Source organism: Pseudodesulfovibrio indicus (genome assembly GCF_001563225.1).
Taxonomy (GTDB): domain Bacteria; phylum Desulfobacterota; class Desulfovibrionia; order Desulfovibrionales; family Desulfovibrionaceae; genus Pseudodesulfovibrio; species Pseudodesulfovibrio indicus.
The window spans coordinates 284,608-305,493 of sequence record NZ_CP014206.1; the positions used below are offsets into that span (position 1 = coordinate 284,608).

Consider the following 20,886-nt stretch of genomic DNA (forward strand, 5'->3'; position numbering starts at 1 on the left):
GCATGAATCATCAAAAGAGCATCGCGCCGACTCCCGGCCAATGTCCCTTTCTCCTCCGATCCGGGGGACAACAAGGAGTCCCGATCTTTGAGGGCAAGTCCTAGTCCGGGCTGCACCGGCGGGACCAGGCCGGAACGGGAGGCGCTACAACCCGAGCTTGGACCGGAGCGCGTCCCAGACCCGGTCAGGGGTCAGCTCGCGCATGCACCGGAAATGGGTCTTGGGGCATTTCTTCGGTCCGTGCAGACCGCAGGGACGGCAGTCCACGTCGGTCTCCATGACCACCGAGTTCTCCCCGCGCGGGAAGAACCCGAGCCCCTTCACCGTGGGGCCGAACAGGGCCACCAGGGGGACGTCCTGGGTCCACGCAAGGTGCATGGGGCCGGAGTCGTTGGTCAGGTACGCGTCGAGCCTGCGCAGGTAGGCGGCGAGCTGCGGCAGGGTCAGCCTGCCCGAAAGGTCGGTCACCCGCGACGGGTCGGCCAGGGCGCCGTCGATGACCGCCTGGGCCACGGGCTCCTCGCCCGGCCCGCCGAAGACCAGCACGTGCGCGCCCGCCTCCACCGCCCGCCGGACGATGTCGCTGAAATATTCCACGGGCCAGCACTTGGTGGGCCAGGTGGAGCCGGGATGCACGCCGAGCACCGGTCCGCTGAATCCGGACTCGGCCCAGAACAGATCCGCCGCCTCGCGCGCGGCCTCCGGCAGGACCAGCTCCGCCCTAGGGGCCGGGCCGTCGATGCCGAGCGGCCGGGCCAGCTCCATGAGCCGCTCGATTTCGGCCAGCTCGTCGAACCGCCGGTCCACGGTCTCGGTGTAGGCGAATCGGTTGAACCACGGCCTGGAATACCCGATGCGCCGCCCGATGGAGGTCGCGCCCGCGACCAGGGCCGAGCGCAGGCTGGTATGAGCCGACACCCAAAGGTCGAACCCTTCGCGCCCGATCTCCCAGCCCAGCCGCACCGCCGCGTTCAGGGACTTCTCCCTGCCGCGCTTGGCGAACGGGCGGACCTTGGCGATCTCCGGCTGGCCCTCGAACACGGACTCCACCCCGGCCCGGACGAAGAAGTGGATCTCCGCCTCCGGGAACCGGTCCTTGAGCGCGCGCAACAGGGGCAGGGTCAGGACCGCGTCGCCGAGAAACGCGGTCTGCCAGACGCCGATTTTCTTGTATGCCTGCATGGGTGCTAGATGTATCCTGTCGAACAGGTTCAGGCAACATCTTGATCTGTGGGCGTCCAACGGCTACCCTTGGACACCAAAAGGAGCACCCCATGAAATACATCATGTTCGAAGACTTCTCCGGCGCGTCCGTGCCCGTCATATTCCCCAGCCGCATCAACTTCGACGAGATGCGCGAGCAGATGCCCTACACCACCGCCCTGTCCGCCGGGTACATCACCCTGACCAGCGAGGGCGTGCGCTGCCACGGCCAGTCCAAATCCCTGCAGCTCGAAGCCGGGCCCGAAGACGCCGCCATCATCCAGGCCAAATTCGAAGACGCCGCCAGCTAGGGAGCGAGGGCCAAGCCGGGGGAATGGGAGAGAGGGAACCCTTTGGAGAGGGTTCCCTCTCTCCCATTCCCCCGGACCTCCATCCCCTCTCACCCTCCCTTCCAAACTTTTTGTGTAGCCTTCGGCGAAAAACAAGACCGGGGCCGACATCGTGGGTGTCGGTCCCGGTTTTTTGGGGCGATTCGCGGGGAGATTACGGTCGGTAGCCCTGGGCGAGGCGCGCGCCGAGCTCCCTGGCACGGCGGCAGTCCTCCGGGAACTGGGTCTCGCGATGGCGTGCCTTGTCCTGCTTGTCGAAGCCCGCCTCGTACTTGTCGTAGTCGTCGTACTGGCTGGTGTTCGTGGCCAGCAGCAGCTCGCAGGAGCCGAAATGGCGCGCCAGGTTGGCCCGCGTGCGCTCGAACGACGCCGGGTAGCCCAGTCGCTCCAGCAGCCCCTCCGGCACGTTCATGGTGTAGACCAGCCCGGTCGCGATCTTGCGCGGGAAGTGCGGCTTGGAATAGTCCGCGTAGTTCAGGTACGGGAACTGGAGCCGCTCGATGAAGGCGCGCGTGCAGGCCGACTCGCAGCCGTAGTACACCGGCGTGCCGAGGAGCAGCGCGTCCGCCGCGCGCACCCGCTCCAGCACCGGCCGCAGCTCGTCCTTCAGGGCGCACACCCCGATCTCCTCGCGGCCGATCCGCTTGCAGGCGAAACAGCTGGCGCACCCCTTGAAGTCCAGGGGGTACAGGTGGACAAGCTCCACCTCGGCCCCTGCCTCCCGCGCGCCCTCCAGGGCGTGCTCCAGCAGGGTGGCCGTGTTCCAGTTCTTCCTCGGGCTGCCGTTAAAGGCCATCACTTTCATGCCCTGTCCTCCGATCCCCGGCGTGTCGCCGGCTGTTGATTTGAGACTTCGAAATACATCGATTCCACACCGTAAAAAAAGGGCGGCTACCTGTTGAACAGGTGGGACAGCATCAGGGCCGCCTCGCGGTCCACCCAGAAGGACACGGTACGCGCCTCGCGCTTCATGTGGATCAACCCGGCGGCGCGCAACTCCTTGAAATGGTGCGACACCGTGGAAGGGGCCAGCCCCAGTCGCTCGGCAAAGCCCCGCTGGCAGTTCTTGAACTCCTCCGGCGACCTGGTCACGGACCCGCTCACGCAGGAGGCCAGCTCGCGGTAGATGCGCAGCCGATGGGGATTGGACAGCGCCTTGAACATCCGGGCCATGCCCTTGAGCTCTTCGTCGCTCGCGGCCTGCCCGCCTTTGGTTTGTGGATTCGACATGCATCGAACCATAGGCTGTACGCTGACCGGTGTCAACGGCGTGCCAGCGGCGGCATGAGCGGCAGACATGAGGGGGAAGCGCGAAGGGAGGCTCGAAGGGAAGACGCGAACGGGGTGCTCGCCGAGACGGCTCAGCGGAACCAGGCGGGAACGTATCGGCCGCCCCGGCTGACCTCGCGTTCCAGCCGCTCGAAATCCGGTTGGAAGGAGGCCACGCACGCCCAGTACGCCTTGGAGTGATTGAGGTGTTTGGTGTGGCAGAGCTCATGCAGCAGCAGGTGGTCCACCAGCTCCGGGGGCAGGAACAGGAGCTTGGCGTTGAGGGAGATGGTCCCCCGGGCCGAGCAGCTCCCCCAGCGGGTCTTCTGCCTCCGCACGCGCAGGGCCGAGTAGGCGAGGCCGGTCGCACGGCTCGCCCGCTCCAGCCAGGGCAGCAGAATCTCGCGCGCCTTGCGCACCGTGTACGCGCGCATTCCGTCCAGGATGGCTGCGCGGTCCTCCATCGGCCCGCTCACCTGGAGCCGGGCCGCGTTTTCCAGGACCCGCACCCGGCCCGGCCGGTCCACGCAGTCCACCTGGACCGTGCGGTCCGCGGCGCGAAAATGGATGACGTCGGGCAGCTCGGGCAATGCGCCGGAGAGATCGGTCCCGGCGGCCAGCAGCCGGTCGCGGGTGCGCTCGACCCAACCCCGCTTGTCCTCCAGGATGGCGGGGACCTGTGCCGGGTCGAACCCTCTGGGCGTGACCACCTCCAGCCCCCGGCCGGGGACCAGCTTGACCAGGACCCTGCGGGCGCGCGGGTTGGCCCTGACGGTCAGGGGCAGCCCGGCGAACTCCTTCACGCCAGCTCCTCTTCGGAGCGCACCCGGATGCCCGCGTCCTTGAGCAGCGCGGCAAACACGCCGTCGCCGGGGATGCGGGCGGAGGTGAAGGTGCCGTCGTAGATCACGCCGGAGCCGCAGGACGGGGAGCGCGCCTTGAGGATCGCCTCGGTGCAGCCCGCAAGACGCGCAAGACGGAGTCCCTCTTCGGCCCCGCGACGGAACTCGGTGGTGCGGTCGACCCCGTCGGCGTCCACCACGCGGTCGCCCAGGATCTCGCACGGGCTGCGCGGAGTGGGCAGCCCGCCGAAGGCCTCGGGACAGAACGGGATGGCGCGCCCGGCGCGGATCAGATCGACCACGGGCGCGAACGGCTCGACCTCGCCGTTGTAACGGCAGTAGATGCCCGCCAGACAGGCGGAAACGATGATGGGAGCGTCTTTCATGGCCCAAATCTACACTTGATCTTTGGCAAGGCAAAGTCCTATTGTCCGCTGCACCCCAACCGAGGACTTCCATGACGGACGACTTCAAGAAACGAAAGATGTACCTGTTCCTGCTGGTGCTGGTCATCTGTTCCGGCGCCGCCTTCCAGGGCTGGCGCACCCTGCTCAACAATTTCGCGGTGGAAGTGGCCGGGCTGAACGGCCTGGACATGGGCGTGGTCCAGTCCGTGCGCGAGATCCCCGGCTTCCTGGCCCTGCTGGCCATCTACATGATCCTGTTCATCAGCGAGCACCGGCTGGCCGCCCTGTCCGTGGCCGTCCTCGGCCTGGGCGTGGGGCTGACCGGGCTCCTGCCCTCCCTTCCCGGCCTGGTCTTCACCACCCTGCTCATGAGTTTCGGCTTTCACTACTACGAGACCATGAACCAGTCGCTGACCCTGCAGTACTTCAGCCACACCCAGGCCCCGGTGGTCATGGGCAGGCTGCGAAGCGTCAACGCCCTGACCAACGTCACCGTGGGCGGGGCCATCTACTTCCTGGCCCGGGTGCTGGGCTACACCGAGATGTTCGCGCTGCTGGGCGGCGTGGCCGTGGCCGCCGGACTGTGGTGCCTGACCCTCGACCCGTCGAGCAAGGACCTGCCGCCCCAGGTCAAGAAGATGACCTTCCGCAAGCGGTACTGGCTCTACTACGCCCTGACCTTCCTCTCCGGCGCGCGGCGGCAGATATTCGTGGCCTTCGCCGTGTATCTGCTGGTCTCCAAGTTCGGCTACTCCATCGAGCAGGTCACCGCGCTGTTCGTGGCCAACAACGTCATCAACTACTTCGCCAACCCGATCATCGGGCGGTCCATCAACCGGTTCGGCGAGCGCGCCGTGCTGACCGTGGAGTACACCTCCCTGACCGTGATCTTCCTGGGCTACGCCCTGACCGAGAGCGCGGTACTGGCCGGAGCGCTCTATATCCTGGACAACATCGTCTTCAACTTCGCCATCGGGATCAAGACCTTCTACCAGAAGATCGCGGACCCCAAGGACATCGCCTCGGGCATGGCCGTGGGGTTCACCATCAACCACATCGCCGCCGTGGTCGTCCCGGTCTCCGGCGGGCTCATCTGGCTTGCGGACTACCGGCTGGTCTTCTTGGTGGCCGCGGCCCTGTCCCTGGTCTCCCTGAGCCTGTCACAGCTCATTCCAGGCCAGCTGCGCACGAATGGTCCCAAGACATAAACCGGACTTTTCCCGAACGAGAAAAGCCGGGCATTATTGACTTGTCACGCCAACGTGATAGCTTTATAGCATACGCCCTCGCGACCAGCGACTTTCTCGCGCAACGGAGATGATAATGAGCGGAATCGGTTCCGGACTTCCCAAGGTCTTTCTACAGACAGGCGACTGTTTCATCGGCGTACAGCCCACCATGGTGACCACAGTCCTCGGCTCCTGCCTGGCGGTGACCATACACGCCCCCAAGATGGGCATCGGGACCATCTGTCACGCGTTTCTTCCTGACAGCTCCGACGGCAAGCACCCCCACGGGCGCGAGCCGCAAATCTGCCGCTACGTGGACACCGCCCTGCAGAACATGCTGGAGACCATGGACAAGATCGGCGTGCCGCGCCGCGAGCTGGTCATCAAGATGTTCGGCGGCGGCCAGGGCGTGGCGGTGAACAATATCGAGCCGTCCAGCTCCTACAACATCGGCAGGCGGAACATAGAGATGGCCAAGAAGCTGCTCAAGTTCGCCCGGCTGGACATCCAGGCCCAGGACGTGGGCGGGGTCCAGGGGCGCAAGCTGATGTTCAACACCCACTCGGGCGAGATCTGGCTCAAGAAGCTGAACAAGGCGCAGCTGGAGAACTCCGCGAACTCGGGCTCGCGCGGCAGCAGGTTCTGAACCGATGCCGAGGATTCCCGTCACCGTCGACCCTGAACTGGAGCCGATCATGGCCCGGTACCTGGATCTCCGGCGCCAGGAGTTGATCGCCCTGAAGGCTGCCCTGGACAAGGAGGATTACGATAGCGTGATCGAGTTCGGACATACCCTCAAGGGCAACGGCAGCTCCTATGGGTTCCCCCGGCTGAGCGAGCTGGGCAGGGAGCTGGAGGGTGCCGGAGCCGCTCGGGACCGCGACGCGGCCATCGAGCTGGCCGGGGAAGTCGGCTATTTCCTTGACAACGTGGACATCACCTTCGGGTAAAGGCGAACGTAATGCGCATTCTCATGCTCGCCATAAATGATCCGGCCGGGACCGCCATCCAGTTCTGCAAGGCGCTGAACCGGCATACGGAACACAAGGCCCGGCTGGTCACCCTGGAGACCAGGTACAACCACGCCTGGGAAAAGGACCTCCATGTCCCGGACCTCGGCCCGGACGGCATAGAGGAGATATCCATCCTCATGCGCGAGGCCGACGTCTTCCATTTCCACATGACCTGCGACGAACACCAGTCCTTCGGCGGACTCGAGCCCGCGGACTTTCTCAAGGGTAAGGCGGTGGTCCACCATCACCACGGCCACCACGACTTCCGCTCCAACCCCGGCTCGTTCGCGGACAAGTACCGCGAGCGCGGACGCAGGAATCTCCTGGTTTCCACCCCGGACCTGCTCCGCCTCCTGCCCGGGGCCCGGTGGCAGCCCAATCTGGTGCCCATCGACGACCCGCTGCTCCAGCCCTTGTGGGGCCGCTACGACGACCCCGGCCAGCTCCAGGTCTGCCACTCCCCCACCCGAAAGGACCTCAAGAACACCGCCGAATTCCTGGCTGCGGTCAAGGTCGTGAACAAGCGCACGGCGTATCTCTCCGTGGACCTCATCGACGACGTGTCCAACGACGAGTGCCTGGCGCGCAAACGGCGCTGCCACGTGCTTTTCGACCACATGCAGGGGTACTACGGCGTGTCCAGCCTCGAGGGGCTGTCCCAGGGATTGGCGGTCATCGCCGGTCTGGACGAATGGTGCCGCGAGCGGGTGGCCGAGTTCGCCGGGACCAGTGAACTGCCCTGGCTTACGGCCACCAACCAGGCGGAACTCATCGACCTGCTGCGCTCCCTGGCCCTGGACCGGCCGCGTTGCGAAGCGGCCGGGTTGGCCGGACGGCGCTTCATGGAGGAGTGCTGGTCCGACCGGAAAGCCGTCCGGCAACTGTCCGATTTCTACGCCAACCTCAGGTAGCCCGGCTTTGCCTTTGACCGACAATTCCAGTATACCCCACTGGAAGTTTCACCATCAGCGAGGGGTTCGCATGTCGAAGACGTTCAGGCAATGGGTCCTTTTACTGGCGGTCTGCGCCGCGGCCGGGCTGTCCGTGTTTCCCCCTGCGGCCAGGGGGGCGGACGAGCCGCGCAGCCAGGTGCGCATGACCGTGGATTTCACGGTCTTGCCCGTTGTCCTGCCGGACGGCAGCGAGTCCCCGGCCATGCCCGCGCAGCCGGAATCCGCCGAGGAGAGCGCGGATAACGGGCAGGAAGCCGACGTGCCCGTTGCCCCCGAACCCGCGCCCGAAGCCCAAGCCGCGCCCGAAACCGAAGCAGCTCCCGCCATCCAACCCGCCCCCGAACCCGCGCCCGCAGGTCCCGGCCAGATTCTCTCGGTCTCCCTGGAGGAGACCGGCGCCGGTCCCAGGCTCGCCATCGCCACGGACCGCGAGGTGGCGGACACCTCCTATTTCAACCTCGACGACCCCAAGCGGCTGGTGGTGGACCTCAAAGGCCAATGGAACCACAAGGGGAGCAGCGTGATCCGCTCCGACGGGCCGACCGTGCTGCACGTGGTCATGGGCGAACACCCGGACCGATTCCGGCTGGTCATATACTTCCGCACCCCGCCCGAAGGCGCGCTGGAACCGACCATCACCCGATCGGAAAACGAACTGATCGTGGCCGTGCCGCTGCCATGAGCGGCTGTTTCCAAATCGTAACAAACGGGTCATTGTCCCGTAACTCCTCCGGGTTACTCGTGTCGTGTTGCGCCGCTGGCGGAACACATCTTTTCACATTGCCACGGAGTATGTTCAATGACGACCTCCATAAAGGTGGCTTCCACCAACCTTGATTTCCACTACGGCGATTTCAAGGCGCTGGAAGACATCAGCATCAATTTCGAATCCAACAGGGTCACCGCCCTCATCGGGCCGTCCGGTTGCGGCAAGTCCACCTATCTGCGCTGCATCAACCGCATGAACGACCTCATCCCCGGCACCCGCGTGGACGGCAAGATGACCCTGGACGGACAGGACATCTATGCTCCCGGCCTGGACGTGGTCTCGCTGCGCCGACGCATCGGCATGGTCTTCCAGAAACCCAACCCGTTCCCCAAGACCATCTTCGAGAACGTGGCCTACGGCCTGCGCGTCAACGGCGTGAAGGACAAGCAGTTCCTGGAGCAGAAGGTCGAGGAAAGCCTGCTGGGCGCGGCCCTCTGGGACGAGGTCAAGGACCGGCTGCACACCTCCGCCCTGGGCCTCTCCGGCGGCCAGCAGCAGCGGCTGTGCATCGCCCGCGCCCTGGCCGTGGAACCCGAGGTCCTGCTCATGGACGAACCGGCCTCCGCGCTGGACCCCATCGCCACCCAGAAGATCGAGGACCTGATCCACGAACTCAAGAAGGAGTTCACGATCATCATCGTCACCCACTCCATGCAGCAGGCCGCCCGAGTCTCCGACCGAACCGCCTTCTTCTACATGGGCAAGCTCATAGAGGTGGACGACACCAAGACCATGTTCACCAACCCGGCCAACAAGCAGACGGAAGATTACATCACGGGTCGTTTCGGTTAAGCTGAAAGCAAAGGACGCAACGCATCATGGAACAACGCGCACATTTTTCGAAAAAACTCGAAGATCTCAAGGTCATGGTTTTGCGTATGGCGGCTCTGTCCGAGTCCGCCATCCACAAGGCCATCCGGGCCTACCTCGAGAACGATGCCGACCTGGCGGAATCCGTCATCGTCGGCGACGAGGTGATCAACGAGATGGAAGACGAGATCGACAATTTCAGCCTTGAGCTGCTCGCCCTGGATCAGCCCATGGCCGTGGACCTGCGAACCATCATCGGCGCGCAGCGCATCACGGTGAACCTGGAGCGGCTCGGCGACGAGGCGGTGAACCTGGCCCACCGGGCCATCTTCCTGTCCACCCGGCCGCCCATGCCCCACAACCCGAAGATGGAAGACCTGGCCAACACCGTCAAGATGATGCTCTCCGAGGCCCTCAAGGCCTACGTGGACGAGGACGTCAACCTGGCCGGGCAGGTCTGCCGCATGGACGACAAGGCCGACGACCTGACCATCGCCATCCTGCGCCAGATGGTCTCCGACATGGTCGCCGAGTCCCGCATCGTGGAACGCGGCGTGCACGCCATCATCGGCGCGCGCCACCTGGAGCGGGTGGGCGACCTGTCCACCAACGTGGCCGAGACCGTGGTCTTCGTGGTTGAAGGCACGAACATGAAACACAACTGCCGGGGCTAACCAGCACGCACGAAAAAACCCGCCCCATCCTTGCGGACGGGGCGGGTTTTCCCGTTGGCGCGCTGCGGCTCCCTACAGCCGTCCCAAGACCTTCAGCAGCCAACCGGCCTCGCCCTCCATGGAGGGGAGATGCCGGGAGCAGCGGTCCGCGTCGCCCTCGCGGGCGCACAGCTCCAGCCTCTCCGCGACCCGGCGCACGCCTTCCGCGCCCAGGGACGCGGCCACGCTCTTGATGGTGTGGCTGTTCAACGCCACGCCCGGCAGGTCCGACTCCCGAAACCCCTGCCTCACCGCCTCCAGACGGGCCGCAATCTCCTCCCTGGCCCTGCCCGCAAGCAGGGCGAACTCCTCGTCCGACAGCCCCATGTCCTCGCGGGCCGCGTCCGCGTCGAACCCGGATGCGCCCTCTCCCGGAGCGGATGGATTGAACTGATCGGTCATGACGATTCCCCCTGTTGCACCTTAGCGCAAATTCCTGCACGGGGAAAGACCGCGCCGCCGATTCCGCCGAGCTATACGGCCTCGGCGTCGGGCTGGCTCTCGGCGTACCACTGCGCGTACCGGGTGCCCCACTCGCTCAGGCTGGCGATGACCGGCATCACGCTGCGCCCCAGATCGGTCAGGGAGTACTCCACCTTGGGCGGCACCTGCGGATAGACCTCGCGCAGCACCACCCCGTCCGACTCCAGCTCGCGGAGCTGCTGGGTCAACATCTTCTGGGTGATGTTCGGGATGGACCGCTTCACCTCGCTGAAGCGCAACGTGCCCTCGCTTCCCAGCCGGTGCATGATGATCGGTTTCCACTTGCCGCCGATGACCTGCAGGGTCAGCTCCACGCTGCAATAGTACTTCTTGTCGCCGCAAAACTTCAGGGAACAGGGTGCGCCCATGTCCGAACTCCGATCACCGGCGCGGACGGCCAATTCACCGCCCCGCCGCAATGGTTTCTTTTTGGTTACTATAGAACTTTCAAGTGCGTACTTGATCTTTTTTCTCCATTAGCAGAGAACATGGGGAAGGTAAACAACGTCACCGACCCCCAACCGGGAGGAAACCCATGGATACCCTGCAAGCCCTGATGACCCGGCGCAGCGTGCGCAAATTCGAAGAGAAGGACGTCCCCGAGGAGATGGTACGCCAGATCCTGGAGGCGGCCATGATGGCCCCCAGCGCGGGCAACGCGCAGCCCTGGCAGTTCATCGTGGTCAACGAGCGGGAACGGCTCGACGCCATGGCCGACCTGCACCCCTACATCAAGATGGTGCTCCAGGCGCCGCTCGGCATCATCGTCTGCGGCGACCTGACCAAGGAGAAGTACCCGGGCTACTGGGTCCAGGACTGCTCCGCGGCCATGCAGAACCTGCTGCTCGCCGTCCACGCCCTCGGCCTGGGCGCGGTCTGGACCGGCATCTATCCCAAGGAGGACCGCGTGGCCGGATACCGCGCCATGTTCGACCTCCCGGAGAACATCATTCCCCTGGCCTTTGCCCCCATCGGCTGGCCCGCGCAGCAGCCCAAATCCGAAAGCCGGTTCCTTGAAGACCGCATCCACTACAACAGCTATTAGGAGAGAACCATGAAAGTAGTCGCGTTCAACGGCTCCGCACGCAAGGGCGGCAACACCGCCGACATGATCAAGCGGGTCTTTGTCAAACTCGAAGCCCAGGGCATCGAAACCGAAATGATCGAACTGGCCGGGAAGAAGATGCACGGCTGCATCGCCTGCTACAAATGCGCCGAGAACAAGGACCGCCGCTGCGCCGTCAAGAACGACTTCCTCAACGAATGTATCGCGGCCATGGAGACCGCCGACGGCATCATCCTCGGCTCGCCCACCTACTTCGCCACCATCACCACCGAGATGTCCGCCCTCATCGACCGCGCGGGCATGGTCTCCCTGGTCAACGGCGGCATGCTCGCCCGCAAGGTCGGCGCCGCCGTGGTCGCCGCCCGTCGGGGCGGGGCCATGCAGACCTTCAACACCCTCAACTCCCTGTTCTTCATCCAGCAGATGATCGTGCCCGGCTCCCGCTACTGGAACATGGGCTTCGGCCGCGAAACGGGCGAGGTCCTCAAGGACGAAGAGGGCATGCTGACCATGGATATCCTCGGCGACAACATGGCCTGGCTCATGAAGAAGCTTCAGGACTAAACCAAAGCCTCCTCACCACACCGACGCGGCCCGGCGCTCCCCCCTCACAGGCGGGAACGCCGGGCCGCCGGCATTTCGGGGGAAGGAGGCCCGGAGGCTTCGCCCTACTGCGGGAGGGTGATGATGACCGAGGTCTCGCCGGGCTTCCAGGTTTCGACGTTGATGTCGCCGCCGTGGGTCCGGGCGATGAGCCGCGCGGAGTAGGTGCCGAGCCCGGAGCCGCGCGCGGTGCTGGAGGTGGAGTATTTGTCGAAGAAGGTATCGCGCACGGAGCACGGCACCTCGCCCTGGTTCCGGATGGTGATAGTCAGGTCCCGCTCCAGTTCGATGAGTACGGACACGGACCCGGATTCGGGCGAGGCCTGGATCGCGTTGACCATGAGGTTGGCGAGCATGGACCGGAAGAGTTCGGCGTCCGCGGAGATGACGGCCGAACCGGGGTTCGGCCCGCCGCGAGCCTCGATGCCCATGCTGATTCCTTTTTCGCGGATCTGGGGCAACGCCTCGGCCTTGATGTTTTCGAGCACGTCGAGGACGTCCACGGTGGTCCGCTCGAGGACGTAGGTCCCGCACTCCATCTTGTAGAGGTCCAACGACCGGTTGATGAGTTCGAGCATGGTCGCGCCCGCATTCTCGATGGTCTTGAGCATGGCCTCCTGCGGGGCGGACAGCCTGCCGATCTTGCGGATCTCCTCGGGCAGGCTGATGACCGCGCCGAGCGGGGTCTTGAGATCGTGGCGGGCCATGCGCTCCACGTCGTCGCGCAGGGCCTCGGCGAGCTTGCGATCGGTGATGTCGCGGCTGACGCCCTGCAACCCGATCCGTTCGCCCTCCTCGCTGAGCAGGGTGCCGAGGTGGGATTCGAGCCACACGGTGGAGCCGTCCGCGCAGATGAACTCCAGGTCCTCGGTGACCGAGGTGCCGGGTCCCTGCGGCCCGTCCGCGTCGTCGAGCACGCGCAGGGCGTCCTCGAATATGCGGCGCGAGGCCGGGGTCAGGAAATCGGTTATGGGGCGGCCGAGCACGTCGTACCGCTTGAACCCGCGCACGGCCTCGTCGGACGGGCTGACGTAGGTGAACCGGTAGTCGGCGTCCAGCCCCCAGATGATGTCGGTGACGTTCTCGGCCAGGAGCCGATATTGCTTTTCGCGCTGGCGCAGGGCCTCTTCCATGAGCTTGCGGTCGGTGATGTCCGTACCCACGCAGAGCAGCCCCGCGACGGTGCCGTCGCCGGCCTTGACCGAGTCGTTGGCCCAGGCGACCCAGACGATCTCCCCGTTCTTGCGGATGTTCATGGTCTCGTTGAACGGGTGGGCCGAGGGGTTGTTGAGCAGCCGGTCGAGGTAGCGGCGCATGGACTTGCCTTCCAGGCTCTTGCGCGAGACCAGGGTGCCGACCAGGGGCTTGCCGAGCAGTTCGCCCGGATCGTAGCCGTAGAAATCCTCGGCGTACTCGTTGCAGAAGACGATGTCGCCGTCCATGTTGATACGCAGGATGATCGACTTGGCGTTGTGGACCAGCTGGTAGTACCGCTCCCGGTCCTTGAGGCGGCCGAGGATCATGGCGACCACGGCCCACAGTGAGGCGGGAATGAGGATGGTGGCCACGCCGCCGCCGAAGAGGATCGCGGCGCTGTAGGGCGAGCCGCCCCAGCCGCCGCCGGGGGCAGCGGCCAGCACCCATTCGCCGGACGGCACGCGGATGGTCTGGACCATGGGGACCATGTCGAAGACCACGGGGTCGCCCGCCAGCACGGTCTCGGTGGCCAGGAGTCCGCCGTCCCGGACGGCCAGGATCACGTCGTTTCCGCTCAGGCCGATGCCCGCATTGCGGAAAAAGGCGGCGCCGTCGATCCTGACGCAGACCAACCCCCAGTACCCGTCACTCCCCTTCCCGCCCGACGGATGGACCGGGGCCAGGATGGTGATCTCCTCGACGCCGTGGGAGTGCTGCTCCTGGGCGAGGATCTGGCGCTGTCCGGTCTCCTTGGCGCGCTGCACCAGGGTCCGCAGGGCCACCGGTCCCACCTTGGACAGGTCGCGGCCCAGGACCTTGCCATCCGTGGGCCGGGGAAAGATACGGGTGACGACGTCGTTCCTGGCGAGCATCAGGGAGCGCACGGCGGGGACATCGGCCATCAGGGACCCGGCCAGGACCTCGAACTCGGCCCGGCTCGGCTCGGGGTTGACCTTGAGGAACGCCTCCATGGAGCCGATCAGGTGGACGCTCGCGCCCAGTGAGGCCTCCAGGGTCGCCCTGGTCTCGTTGAGCACCTGCAACACCCTGGCGTGATTCTTTTGGGCGTGGTTGTCCAGGTCCGCCCGGTAGCCGATATAGACCATCGCCGCGACCATCAGGCCGATGAGCGGGGGAATCAGGTAGGTAATGCGCTTGAGCATGGTGACGTCCGTTACAACGGCCGGGCGGGCGCCGCGTTTCGGCGACCATAGCAAAAGCGCGCCCAAAGTGGAACGGCTTCCCGACGTTCTGTTCAGCTTAACGGATGCGCGTCACACCGGCCGCGAAGGTGCCGGGGGTCATGCCCATGACCTTGCGAAAGCAGCGGGTCATGTGGCTCTGGTCCGAGAAACCGGCCTCGGCCGCGCAGCGGGCCAGCTCCAGGCCCTGGCGGATGCATTCCTTGGCCCGCTGCACGCGCTGGAGAATCTGGTACTCGTGGGGCGGCATGCCCACAGCGGCGGCAAAGGCGCGGTTCAGCCTGCACGGGCTCAGTCCGGCCATGTCCGCGAGGGCTTCCAGGGGGAGGTCTTCCGCGCAGTTGGATTCCAGCCGCCGGCGGACCTGGGCGATGCGCTCCGGCTCGGACGGAGGACCTGATTGGGGTGGGCCGGAACCGCAAAGCGGCTCCATGACCGCCAGCAGCGCCCCCTGCCGCTCCAGCAGGGACGCGCCGCCCCCGGCCAATTCCGACAGGTGGAGGACCGCGCCGAACCGGACCGGGTCGTCCACGATCATCGGCCCCGGCACATCCGGGACCAGCCCGCCCCGCTCGAAGCAGGCCGGGGGAATGGAGATCGCGACATACTCGCTGGGCGGACCGGCGCAGGTGTGGGGCAGCCCGGCGGGGAGGACCAGCACGTTCCCGGCCCCGGCCTCGCAACGAGCTCCCGCGCACGACACGATCCGCACGCCGGACAGGACCGCGCACACGCACACGGACCGGTGGGCGTGGCGCGCCCCGGTGGGCGGCGGTCCCGCGTGGCGGACCACGCCGACGCCGTCCAGGCCGGGGATTTCACGGAATGTCGTGGATTCGTCAGCCAAGGGTCCTCCGTCAGAGCAGCGCGGGCACGAACTTGGCCAAAAGACGAAGCCCGTCCTTTCCGGCCCGCACGCTATGGGGCGCGTTTTCCGGCATGACCGCGGCCACGCCCGGCCCGTAGGCGATGGAGCGCCCGTCGAGCACGCACACGCCCTCGCCCGCGGCCACCTCGTGCAGCTCCCAGTTGGCCGCATGGACATGGTCGCCGATCTCCGCGCCCGGTTCCAGCCGGACAAGATGGGCGCTGAACCGTCCTCCGGTCTCGGCCCCGGTGATCAGATGCTTGAGGGAAACCCCGGCAAAGGCCGGATGGGCGTTCCACTCCAGGTCCTCGGCGGTCTTTGCCGCGCCCCCCGCCACCACGGTTCCCGTATCAAAACTGTCGAATATCAGCATGATGCCTCCTTTGTTTTCAAGGAGGATACGGCAGCGGACCGCGGCCGGTCTTGCACGTTCTTGCCCCTAACCCGCCGGACCGTTCTCCTCGACTTCGAGGATGAACGCCTCCACCAGGGTCTCGTCCAGGGCGGTCCCGGCCAAATCCCGCAGGATGGCGAAGGCGGCCTCGCGGGAACGGCCCTTCTGGTAGGGGCGGTCCGTGGTCATGGCGTCGAAATAGTCCACCACGCAGAGGATGCGCGCGCCGAGCGGGATGGCGTCGCCGGACAGCCCCCGCGGATAACCCGAGCCGTCCAGCCGCTCGTGGTGGGCATAGACGTATTCCAGGGCCGGGCCGAGGAAGTCCAGGTCCTTGAGGATGTCGCGGCCCCACTCCGGGTGGCGGTGGATCTCCTCCACCATGTCCTCGCTCAAGGGGGTGTCCTCGCTGCTGAAGACCCGGTCGCTGAACCCGATCTTGCCGATGTCGTGCAGAGTCCCGGCGATACGGATGCGCTCCACCTCGTCGGCGGGCAGCTTGAGCCGCTGGGCCAGCCGCCGGGCATACACGCCCACGCGCTCGCCGTGGCCCTCGGTATAGGCGTCGCGCGCGCCCAGGGCGTGGACGACCGAGGTGATGGTGTTCACCGTGTCGCGCCGAATCTTGGCCAGGAGCTCTTCCAGCCGATCCTCCCGGGCCTCCAGCCGGACGAGCATCACGGCCATGGCCTCGGCCAGTTCCTGGATGGCCGGGTCGTACTCCGGCCCGGTCAGCCGGTGAATCTCGTCCGTGTGGCTTCCCGAGGTGATGGCCCGGATGGCCCGCAGCAGTTCTTCCTGCCCCCTGAGCCCGGCCATGCTACTTCCAGGCGGCCGCGCTCTCGGCGGCGAAGTCCGCGAAGGTCCGCGCCGGAGCGCCGGTCAGGTACTCCACGGCCTGGGTCACGTTGCCCAGCATGCCGAGCTTGACCACCCGGCTCAGGGACACGAGCATGTTCCGGTTCCATTCGGGCACGCCCGCCTGGTCCAGCCCCTGGATGAACGTCTCCTCGTCCACGGGGGTGTAGGCCACCTTAACGCCCGCCGCCTCGGAGATGGTCTCGGCCACCTCGGCCAGGGTCAGCCCCCTGGGCCCGGTCAGGGCGTAGAACCCGTCCTCGAACCCGGCGCTGTCGAGCAGCAGCCGGGCGGCGCAGGCCGCGATGTCGCGCACGTCGATGTAGCTGACCTTGTATTCCTCCTCGGGCAGGGCGATGACCCCGGACCGGATCATGGGGGCCATGAAGGTGCTGAAATTCTGCATGAAGGTGTTGGGCCGCAGCACGGTGAAGGGAATCTTGGAATCCTCCACGAACTGGTCCACCATGCCGTGCTCCCTCCCCAGCCGCCAGTGGGCGTCCGAGGACGCGCCGTAGGCCGACGAGCGGACGATGTACTTGATGCCCGCCTTCCTGGCCGCATCCACGGCCACCCTGCCGTAGCGGGCCAGCCGCTCGTGCAGCGGAAGGACCAGGAACATGCGGTCGCACCCCTCCATGGCCCGCTCCATGGAGTCGAGGTCGCCGAAGTCGCACACGCGCGGCTCCACGCAATCCCCGGCCAGGGAGGCGCCCTTTTCCGGGGAATGGACCCCGGCCACGACCTCCGCCTTGTCTCCCAGCGTATCGATCAGGGCCGAGCCGATGTTTCCGGCCGCGCCCGCTATGAATATCCTGCCCATGAAAGCTCTCCTTCCCCCGCAGTTCCGGGGGGTTGTTCGCATTGACCACAGCACGCTACACGAAGATGCCGTGGAAAGGCAAACCCCTGCCCGCCCTCCGACCATTCCCCGACCCGATTCGACCACTGGCCGAAAGGAGGGTTGCGCCTTTGGCGCAAGGGGTGCAAAATCGCCCCTAGCCTGTAAAAACACCGGAGTCGCAATGCTGCTTGGAATCGACGTGGGCGGGACCCACACGGACGCGGTCGCCCTGGACCTCAGGGGCGGGGTTTCCGTGGCCGCCTCCTGCAAGGTCCCCACCCGCCATCACGACCTGCTCTCTTCCGTCACCGAGGCGCTGACGGCAATCCTCGCCCAGGTGGATGCCGGCGAGGTCGCCCAGCTGAACCTGTCCACCACCCTGTCCACCAACGCCATCGTCCAGGGCAAGACCGAGGACGTGGGCGTCATCGTCTCCGCAGGGCCGGGCATCGACCCGCACAACTTCATGCCCTGCAAGGACTTCCACGTCATCGACGGGTCCATCGACCACCGGGGCAACGAGGTCCGCGCGCTGAGCTCCCGGCAACTGGCCGAGGCCGTGGACCGCTGCCGCGAGAACGAGGTGCGGGTATTCGCCGCGGTGTCCAAGTTCTCCACCCGCAACCCGCGCCACGAGAACATGATCCGCCGCACCGTGTGCAACTGCAAGTCCGTGGACGTCTGCGAGCACGCGGACTTCGTCACCCTCGGCCACCAGCTGGGCGGGGCGCTCAATTTTCCGCGGCGGGTGGCCACGGCCTACTTCAACTGCGCGGTCTGGCGGCTCTACAACCAATTCGCCACCGCCGTGGAAAAGGCGCTGGACGAGATGGGACTGGGCCACGTCAAGGTCAACGTGCTCAAGGCCGACGGCGGGACCATGCCCCTGCCCCAGTCCCGGACCATGCCCGTGCAGTCCATCTTTTCCGGCCCGGCCGCCTCGGTCATGGGCATCATCGCCCTGACCGACATCTTCCACGACTCGGTCATCCTCGACATCGGCGGCACCACCACCGACATCGCGGTCTTTGCCGACGGCGCGCCGCTCATCGAGCGCGAGGGCATCGACATCGGCTCGCACCCCACCCTGGTCTCGGCCCTGAAGGTCCACTCCATCGGCGTGGGCGGCGACTCCGCCATCTCGGTCATCGGCTCCGGCGACGGGGCCGAGGTGCGCGTCGGTCCCAACCGGCTCGGTCCGTCCGTCTGCCTGGGCGGCGAGCGCGTCACCCTGACCGACGCCCTCAACTTCGAGACCATCTGCGCCGTGGGCGACGCCGAGAAGTCCAGACAGGCCATGGAAACCTTTGCCGCGACCCACGGCATGACCGGCGCAACCCTGGCGCGCAGGGCCATCGATGGCGCGTCGGACGCCATCCACGAAGCCACCCGCTCCCTGGTGGACGAGATCAACTCCAAGCCGGTCTACACCATCCACGAACTCATCGAGGGCAAGAAGATCGTGCCCAAGAAGGTCTACCTCATGGGCGGCCCGGCCCAGGCCCTGAAGGCCGAACTCTTCCGCCGGTTTCAGCTCTCCACCGAGGTGCCGGAGAACTACGACGTGGCCAACGCCATCGGCGCGGCCCTGACCCGGACCACCTGGGAGCTCGAACTCTTTGCCGACACCCAGCGGCACGTCCTGTTCATCCCCACCCTCTCCTACCGCGAGAACGTGCCCTCCGGGTACTCCCTGGACGACGCCAGGAAGGACGCGGTCAACCAGCTGACCATGCAGCTCGGCTCCATGGGCGTGTTCCTGCAACCCGAGGACGCCCAGATCACCCACGCCTCCAGCTTCAACATGGTCGAGGGATACGACGAGGTGGGCAAGAACATCCGCGTCAAATGCCAGGTCCGGCCCGGCGTGGTCAAAACCTTCGGGGAGGGCCGCTAAGCCATGCTTATTGAAATTGCAGTTCCGGCAGGAGTTGCCACTTTTATATCGGGAATCTTTTTATTCATAATTAAAAGGGTTACCGAATCAACAATTTCAGAACATATCAAGCAAGAATTTGAGATAGAGAGGCATCGCTTGAATCGTTACGAAGATGTTCACTATCAAACAATTCGCAACTTATGGGAAATGCTATGTGATCTAAACCAATGTGTTGACGATTTATGGGACAACGCCTCAATCCAAAATCTGAGAGTTTTTTCTTCTAAATTGCGCAAAGCAAATCTGGCTCTTAGAAAGGCGGGTCCTATTTTACACACTGACAGTTATCATCAGATTCAAAATGTCCTCACCCATTTCACTCGTTATTTTGAAGGGAAAGACTCCTTAATCTTACTTAGAGAAAGCGAAATTGATAATGTTGATTCCAACCATTTCAACGATCGCATCAGAAACATTATTAATGTCAATTTCGGAACACGAAACAGGTTAAATCAAGTTTTAGATTCTTTATTGGAAGAATATCGTCACATTCTCAACCCAAGAGTTGGGAGTTAAGCCATGCTCAAATCCAACAAGACCCTCGGCATCATCTTCTTCCCGGCCTTTGACTGGGCCATCTCCCCCACCCACCCCGAGCGCCAGGAGCGGCTCCTCTACACCCAGGACCAGCTGCGCGAGGAGGGGCTCTTCGACATCGAGGGCGTGGGCGAATACAAGCCCGACGTGGCCGCCGTGGAAGACGTGGAGCGCGTCCACTTCTGCTTCCCCGAGGTGGCCGCCGTGGCCACCCGATCGCACCTCATCTCCGCGGGCGGGGCCATGAAGGCCGCCGACCTGGTCATGGAGGGCGAGCGGGACTGCGCCTTCGCCATGGTCCGGCCCCCCGGGCACCACGCCATGAAGGTCGTGCACGGCTCGCGCGGGTTCTGCACCATCAACATCGAAGCGGTCATGATCGAGCATATCCGCGAGAAGTACGGCCGCAAGCGCATCGCCATCGTGGACACCGACTGCCACCACGGGGACGGCACCCAGGACGTCTACTGGCACGACCCGGACACCCTGTTCATCTCCCTGCACCAGGACGGGCGCACCCTGTACCCCGGCACCGGCTTCCCGCGCGAACTGGGCGGCCCCAACGCCATGGGCAGGACCATCAACATCCCCCTGCCGCCCAACACCTCGGACGAGGGGTTCCTCATGGCCGTGGAGCGCATCGTCCTGCCCATCCTCGAGGACTTCAAGCCGGACCTGGTCATCAACTCCGCCGGGCAGGACAACCACTTCACCGACCCGATCACCAACATGAACTTCTCGGCCCAGGGCTATGCGGCCATGAACGACATGCTCAAGCCGGACATCGCCGTGCTCGAAGGCGGCTACTCCATCCAGGGCGCGCTGCCCTACATCAACCTCGGCATCTGCCTGGCCATGGCCGGGGTGGACTACTCCCACGTCCGCGAACCCAACTACAACGCCGAGCGCATCCGCCAGGACGCCCGGACCACCGCCTACATCGAGGAGCTCTGCAAGCAGCTCCCGGCCCTGTACTTCGATCCGCCGGAATTCGTGCCCAAGGACGACAGCCGCGTCGGCGTGATCTCCGGCAACACCTTCATCCGCCACAAGCAGATCTACTACGACACCGACGGCATCAACGAGGTGCAGCAGGAGTCCGTGACCCTGTGCAAGCAGTGCCGGGGGCTCTACAAGGTCGAGACCCGCGCCGACTCCGGGCCGCTCTGCCTGGGCGTGGAGATCCCCATCGACGCCTGCCCGGAATGCCGCGCGCGCGGCTACCAGATGGTGGAGGACGCCCAGATCAAGGGGACCTACCGCTACATCCAGCTCATCAACCGGCTGGACAAGGAGTACGCTCGGTACGGATTCTGATCCCCGCGCCGACACAACCA

At 65.3% G+C, this 20,886-nt stretch carries 25 protein-coding genes; 13 read left to right on the forward strand and 12 right to left on the reverse strand.

Annotation, left to right across the window (positions count from 1 at the left end; all coding sequences use genetic code 11):
• Positions 1–144: 144 nt before the first annotated feature.
• Positions 145–1,182 (reverse strand): glycosyltransferase family 9 protein, encoded by a 1,038-nt coding sequence (locus AWY79_RS01355; protein ID WP_066799385.1) that lies wholly within the window; start codon positions 1,180–1,182, stop codon positions 145–147.
• Between the two features lie 92 nt (positions 1,183–1,274).
• Between AWY79_RS01355 and AWY79_RS01360 the strand changes: the two genes are divergently transcribed.
• Positions 1,275–1,514, forward strand: a complete 240-nt coding sequence (locus tag AWY79_RS01360) for a hypothetical protein (RefSeq protein ID WP_066799386.1) — start codon at positions 1,275–1,277, stop codon at positions 1,512–1,514.
• A gap of 193 nt (positions 1,515–1,707) precedes the next feature.
• Here the strand turns inward: AWY79_RS01360 and AWY79_RS01365 are convergent, their stop codons facing one another.
• The 4 genes from AWY79_RS01365 to AWY79_RS01380 all read right to left on the reverse strand — a co-directional run bounded on the left by AWY79_RS01365 (position 1,708) and on the right by AWY79_RS01380 (position 4,050).
• Positions 1,708–2,358, reverse strand: a complete 651-nt coding sequence (locus tag AWY79_RS01365) for a flavodoxin family protein (RefSeq protein WP_066799387.1) — start codon at positions 2,356–2,358, stop codon at positions 1,708–1,710.
• A gap of 86 nt (positions 2,359–2,444) precedes the next feature.
• Positions 2,445–2,783 (reverse strand): ArsR/SmtB family transcription factor, encoded by a 339-nt coding sequence (locus AWY79_RS01370; protein ID WP_066799389.1) that lies wholly within the window; start codon positions 2,781–2,783, stop codon positions 2,445–2,447.
• Positions 2,784–2,914: 131 nt separating this feature from the next.
• Positions 2,915–3,625, reverse strand: a complete 711-nt coding sequence (locus tag AWY79_RS01375) for a M48 family metallopeptidase (protein ID WP_066799391.1) — start codon at positions 3,623–3,625, stop codon at positions 2,915–2,917.
• The gene (locus AWY79_RS01380) at positions 3,622–4,050 is read right to left on the reverse strand and encodes a 2-thiouracil desulfurase family protein (protein WP_066799393.1); all 429 of its coding nucleotides are present in this window, start codon (positions 4,048–4,050) and stop codon (positions 3,622–3,624) included. Before AWY79_RS01380 ends, AWY79_RS01375 begins: the two co-directional genes overlap by 4 nt.
• Before the next feature lie 71 nt (positions 4,051–4,121).
• Here AWY79_RS01380 and AWY79_RS01385 point away from each other — a divergent pair, with 71 nt between their 5' ends.
• From AWY79_RS01385 to phoU, 7 genes are all read left to right on the forward strand, one after another.
• Positions 4,122–5,279, forward strand: a complete 1,158-nt coding sequence (locus tag AWY79_RS01385) for an MFS transporter (RefSeq protein WP_066799395.1) — start codon at positions 4,122–4,124, stop codon at positions 5,277–5,279.
• 115 nt (positions 5,280–5,394) lie between these two features.
• Positions 5,395–5,946, forward strand: coding sequence for a chemotaxis protein CheD (locus AWY79_RS01390; RefSeq protein WP_066799397.1), 552 nt, complete (start codon positions 5,395–5,397; stop codon positions 5,944–5,946).
• A gap of 4 nt (positions 5,947–5,950) precedes the next feature.
• On the forward strand, positions 5,951–6,250 hold the full coding sequence (locus AWY79_RS01395) for an Hpt domain-containing protein (RefSeq protein ID WP_066799399.1): 300 nt from the start codon (positions 5,951–5,953) through the stop codon (positions 6,248–6,250).
• A gap of 11 nt (positions 6,251–6,261) precedes the next feature.
• Positions 6,262–7,224: a glycosyltransferase gene (locus tag AWY79_RS01400; RefSeq protein WP_066799401.1), complete on the forward strand. Its 963-nt coding sequence runs from the start codon at positions 6,262–6,264 to the stop codon at positions 7,222–7,224.
• Positions 7,225–7,294: 70 nt separating this feature from the next.
• The gene (locus AWY79_RS01405) at positions 7,295–7,948 is read left to right on the forward strand and encodes an AMIN domain-containing protein (protein ID WP_066799402.1); all 654 of its coding nucleotides are present in this window, start codon (positions 7,295–7,297) and stop codon (positions 7,946–7,948) included.
• 117 nt (positions 7,949–8,065) lie between these two features.
• Complete coding sequence (gene pstB, locus AWY79_RS01410; protein WP_066799403.1) at positions 8,066–8,827, forward strand: phosphate ABC transporter ATP-binding protein PstB; 762 nt, start codon at positions 8,066–8,068, stop codon at positions 8,825–8,827.
• A gap of 26 nt (positions 8,828–8,853) precedes the next feature.
• Positions 8,854–9,519 carry a phosphate signaling complex protein PhoU gene (phoU, locus tag AWY79_RS01415; protein WP_066799408.1) on the forward strand — a complete coding sequence of 222 codons (666 nt, stop codon included), beginning with the start codon at positions 8,854–8,856 and terminating at the stop codon, positions 9,517–9,519.
• Between the two features lie 72 nt (positions 9,520–9,591).
• Here the strand turns inward: phoU and AWY79_RS01420 are convergent, their stop codons facing one another.
• Together AWY79_RS01420 and AWY79_RS01425 are read right to left on the reverse strand one after the other, a co-directional pair.
• Complete coding sequence (locus tag AWY79_RS01420) at positions 9,592–9,960, reverse strand: Hpt domain-containing protein (protein WP_066799410.1); 369 nt, start codon at positions 9,958–9,960, stop codon at positions 9,592–9,594.
• 71 nt (positions 9,961–10,031) lie between these two features.
• Entirely contained in the window at positions 10,032–10,409 is a 378-nt protein-coding gene (locus AWY79_RS01425) for a winged helix-turn-helix transcriptional regulator (RefSeq protein ID WP_066799412.1), read from the reverse strand.
• 167 nt (positions 10,410–10,576) lie between these two features.
• On the opposite strand from AWY79_RS01425, the gene AWY79_RS01430 reads away from it, so the two are divergent.
• Both AWY79_RS01430 and AWY79_RS01435 read left to right on the forward strand, forming a co-directional pair.
• The gene (locus tag AWY79_RS01430) at positions 10,577–11,086 is read left to right on the forward strand and encodes a nitroreductase family protein (RefSeq protein ID WP_066799414.1); all 510 of its coding nucleotides are present in this window, start codon (positions 10,577–10,579) and stop codon (positions 11,084–11,086) included.
• A gap of 9 nt (positions 11,087–11,095) precedes the next feature.
• Positions 11,096–11,671 (forward strand): flavodoxin family protein, encoded by a 576-nt coding sequence (locus tag AWY79_RS01435; RefSeq protein ID WP_066799416.1) that lies wholly within the window; start codon positions 11,096–11,098, stop codon positions 11,669–11,671.
• 104 nt (positions 11,672–11,775) lie between these two features.
• Here AWY79_RS01435 and AWY79_RS01440 read toward each other — a convergent pair whose 3' ends face one another.
• The 5 genes from AWY79_RS01440 to AWY79_RS01460 form a co-directional block, all read right to left on the reverse strand.
• Positions 11,776–14,070, reverse strand: a complete 2,295-nt coding sequence (locus tag AWY79_RS01440) for a PAS domain S-box protein (RefSeq protein WP_066799418.1) — start codon at positions 14,068–14,070, stop codon at positions 11,776–11,778.
• A 97-nt stretch (positions 14,071–14,167) separates the two neighbouring features.
• Positions 14,168–14,956: a helix-turn-helix domain-containing protein gene (locus tag AWY79_RS01445; RefSeq protein WP_066799420.1), complete on the reverse strand. Its 789-nt coding sequence runs from the start codon at positions 14,954–14,956 to the stop codon at positions 14,168–14,170.
• Between the two features lie 10 nt (positions 14,957–14,966).
• A complete protein-coding gene (locus AWY79_RS01450; protein ID WP_099093183.1) occupies positions 14,967–15,350 on the reverse strand; it encodes a cupin domain-containing protein in 384 nt (127 codons plus the stop codon).
• 66 nt (positions 15,351–15,416) lie between these two features.
• Positions 15,417–16,190 carry an HD-GYP domain-containing protein gene (locus AWY79_RS01455; protein WP_066799422.1) on the reverse strand — a complete coding sequence of 258 codons (774 nt, stop codon included), beginning with the start codon at positions 16,188–16,190 and terminating at the stop codon, positions 15,417–15,419.
• Between the two features lies 1 nt (position 16,191).
• On the reverse strand, positions 16,192–17,052 hold the full coding sequence (locus AWY79_RS01460) for an SDR family oxidoreductase (protein ID WP_066799424.1): 861 nt from the start codon (positions 17,050–17,052) through the stop codon (positions 16,192–16,194).
• Between the two features lie 202 nt (positions 17,053–17,254).
• Here AWY79_RS01460 and AWY79_RS01465 point away from each other — a divergent pair, with 202 nt between their 5' ends.
• From AWY79_RS01465 to AWY79_RS01470, 3 genes are read left to right on the forward strand one after another with little or no spacing between them, the layout of a single operon-like run.
• A complete protein-coding gene (locus AWY79_RS01465) occupies positions 17,255–18,970 on the forward strand; it encodes a hydantoinase/oxoprolinase family protein (RefSeq protein ID WP_066799426.1) in 1,716 nt (571 codons plus the stop codon).
• Between the two features lie 3 nt (positions 18,971–18,973).
• Entirely contained in the window at positions 18,974–19,528 is a 555-nt protein-coding gene (locus AWY79_RS18595; protein WP_133987341.1) for a hypothetical protein, read from the forward strand.
• A gap of 3 nt (positions 19,529–19,531) precedes the next feature.
• Complete coding sequence (locus AWY79_RS01470; RefSeq protein WP_066799428.1) at positions 19,532–20,866, forward strand: histone deacetylase family protein; 1,335 nt, start codon at positions 19,532–19,534, stop codon at positions 20,864–20,866.
• Positions 20,867–20,886: the final 20 nt, after the last annotated feature.

What these genes read in the sequence shown, in the direction of transcription:
- AWY79_RS01365 (WP_066799387.1), bottom strand. Translation starts at nt 2,358, where the DNA reads ATGAAAGTGATGGCCTTTAACGGCAGCCCGAGGAAGAACTGGAACACG.
- AWY79_RS01470 (WP_066799428.1), top strand. Translation starts at nt 19,532, where the DNA reads ATGCTCAAATCCAACAAGACCCTCGGCATCATCTTCTTCCCGGCCTTT.
- AWY79_RS01460 (WP_066799424.1), bottom strand. Translation starts at nt 17,052, where the DNA reads ATGGGCAGGATATTCATAGCGGGCGCGGCCGGAAACATCGGCTCGGCC.
- AWY79_RS01440 (WP_066799418.1), bottom strand. Translation starts at nt 14,070, where the DNA reads ATGCTCAAGCGCATTACCTACCTGATTCCCCCGCTCATCGGCCTGATG.
- AWY79_RS01425 (WP_066799412.1), bottom strand. Translation starts at nt 10,409, where the DNA reads ATGGGCGCACCCTGTTCCCTGAAGTTTTGCGGCGACAAGAAGTACTAT.
- AWY79_RS01355 (WP_066799385.1), bottom strand. Translation starts at nt 1,182, where the DNA reads ATGCAGGCATACAAGAAAATCGGCGTCTGGCAGACCGCGTTTCTCGGC.
- AWY79_RS01455 (WP_066799422.1), bottom strand. Translation starts at nt 16,190, where the DNA reads ATGGCCGGGCTCAGGGGGCAGGAAGAACTGCTGCGGGCCATCCGGGCC.
- AWY79_RS01405 (WP_066799402.1), top strand. Translation starts at nt 7,295, where the DNA reads ATGTCGAAGACGTTCAGGCAATGGGTCCTTTTACTGGCGGTCTGCGCC.
- AWY79_RS01385 (WP_066799395.1), top strand. Translation starts at nt 4,122, where the DNA reads ATGACGGACGACTTCAAGAAACGAAAGATGTACCTGTTCCTGCTGGTG.
- phoU (WP_066799408.1), top strand. Translation starts at nt 8,854, where the DNA reads ATGGAACAACGCGCACATTTTTCGAAAAAACTCGAAGATCTCAAGGTC.
- AWY79_RS01380 (WP_066799393.1), bottom strand. Translation starts at nt 4,050, where the DNA reads ATGAAAGACGCTCCCATCATCGTTTCCGCCTGTCTGGCGGGCATCTAC.
- AWY79_RS01400 (WP_066799401.1), top strand. Translation starts at nt 6,262, where the DNA reads ATGCGCATTCTCATGCTCGCCATAAATGATCCGGCCGGGACCGCCATC.
- AWY79_RS01430 (WP_066799414.1), top strand. Translation starts at nt 10,577, where the DNA reads ATGGATACCCTGCAAGCCCTGATGACCCGGCGCAGCGTGCGCAAATTC.
- AWY79_RS01360 (WP_066799386.1), top strand. Translation starts at nt 1,275, where the DNA reads ATGAAATACATCATGTTCGAAGACTTCTCCGGCGCGTCCGTGCCCGTC.
- AWY79_RS01420 (WP_066799410.1), bottom strand. Translation starts at nt 9,960, where the DNA reads ATGACCGATCAGTTCAATCCATCCGCTCCGGGAGAGGGCGCATCCGGG.
- AWY79_RS01465 (WP_066799426.1), top strand. Translation starts at nt 17,255, where the DNA reads ATGCTGCTTGGAATCGACGTGGGCGGGACCCACACGGACGCGGTCGCC.
- AWY79_RS18595 (WP_133987341.1), top strand. Translation starts at nt 18,974, where the DNA reads ATGCTTATTGAAATTGCAGTTCCGGCAGGAGTTGCCACTTTTATATCG.
- AWY79_RS01390 (WP_066799397.1), top strand. Translation starts at nt 5,395, where the DNA reads ATGAGCGGAATCGGTTCCGGACTTCCCAAGGTCTTTCTACAGACAGGC.
- AWY79_RS01435 (WP_066799416.1), top strand. Translation starts at nt 11,096, where the DNA reads ATGAAAGTAGTCGCGTTCAACGGCTCCGCACGCAAGGGCGGCAACACC.
- AWY79_RS01395 (WP_066799399.1), top strand. Translation starts at nt 5,951, where the DNA reads ATGCCGAGGATTCCCGTCACCGTCGACCCTGAACTGGAGCCGATCATG.
- AWY79_RS01450 (WP_099093183.1), bottom strand. Translation starts at nt 15,350, where the DNA reads ATGCTGATATTCGACAGTTTTGATACGGGAACCGTGGTGGCGGGGGGC.
- AWY79_RS01370 (WP_066799389.1), bottom strand. Translation starts at nt 2,783, where the DNA reads ATGTCGAATCCACAAACCAAAGGCGGGCAGGCCGCGAGCGACGAAGAG.
- pstB (WP_066799403.1), top strand. Translation starts at nt 8,066, where the DNA reads ATGACGACCTCCATAAAGGTGGCTTCCACCAACCTTGATTTCCACTAC.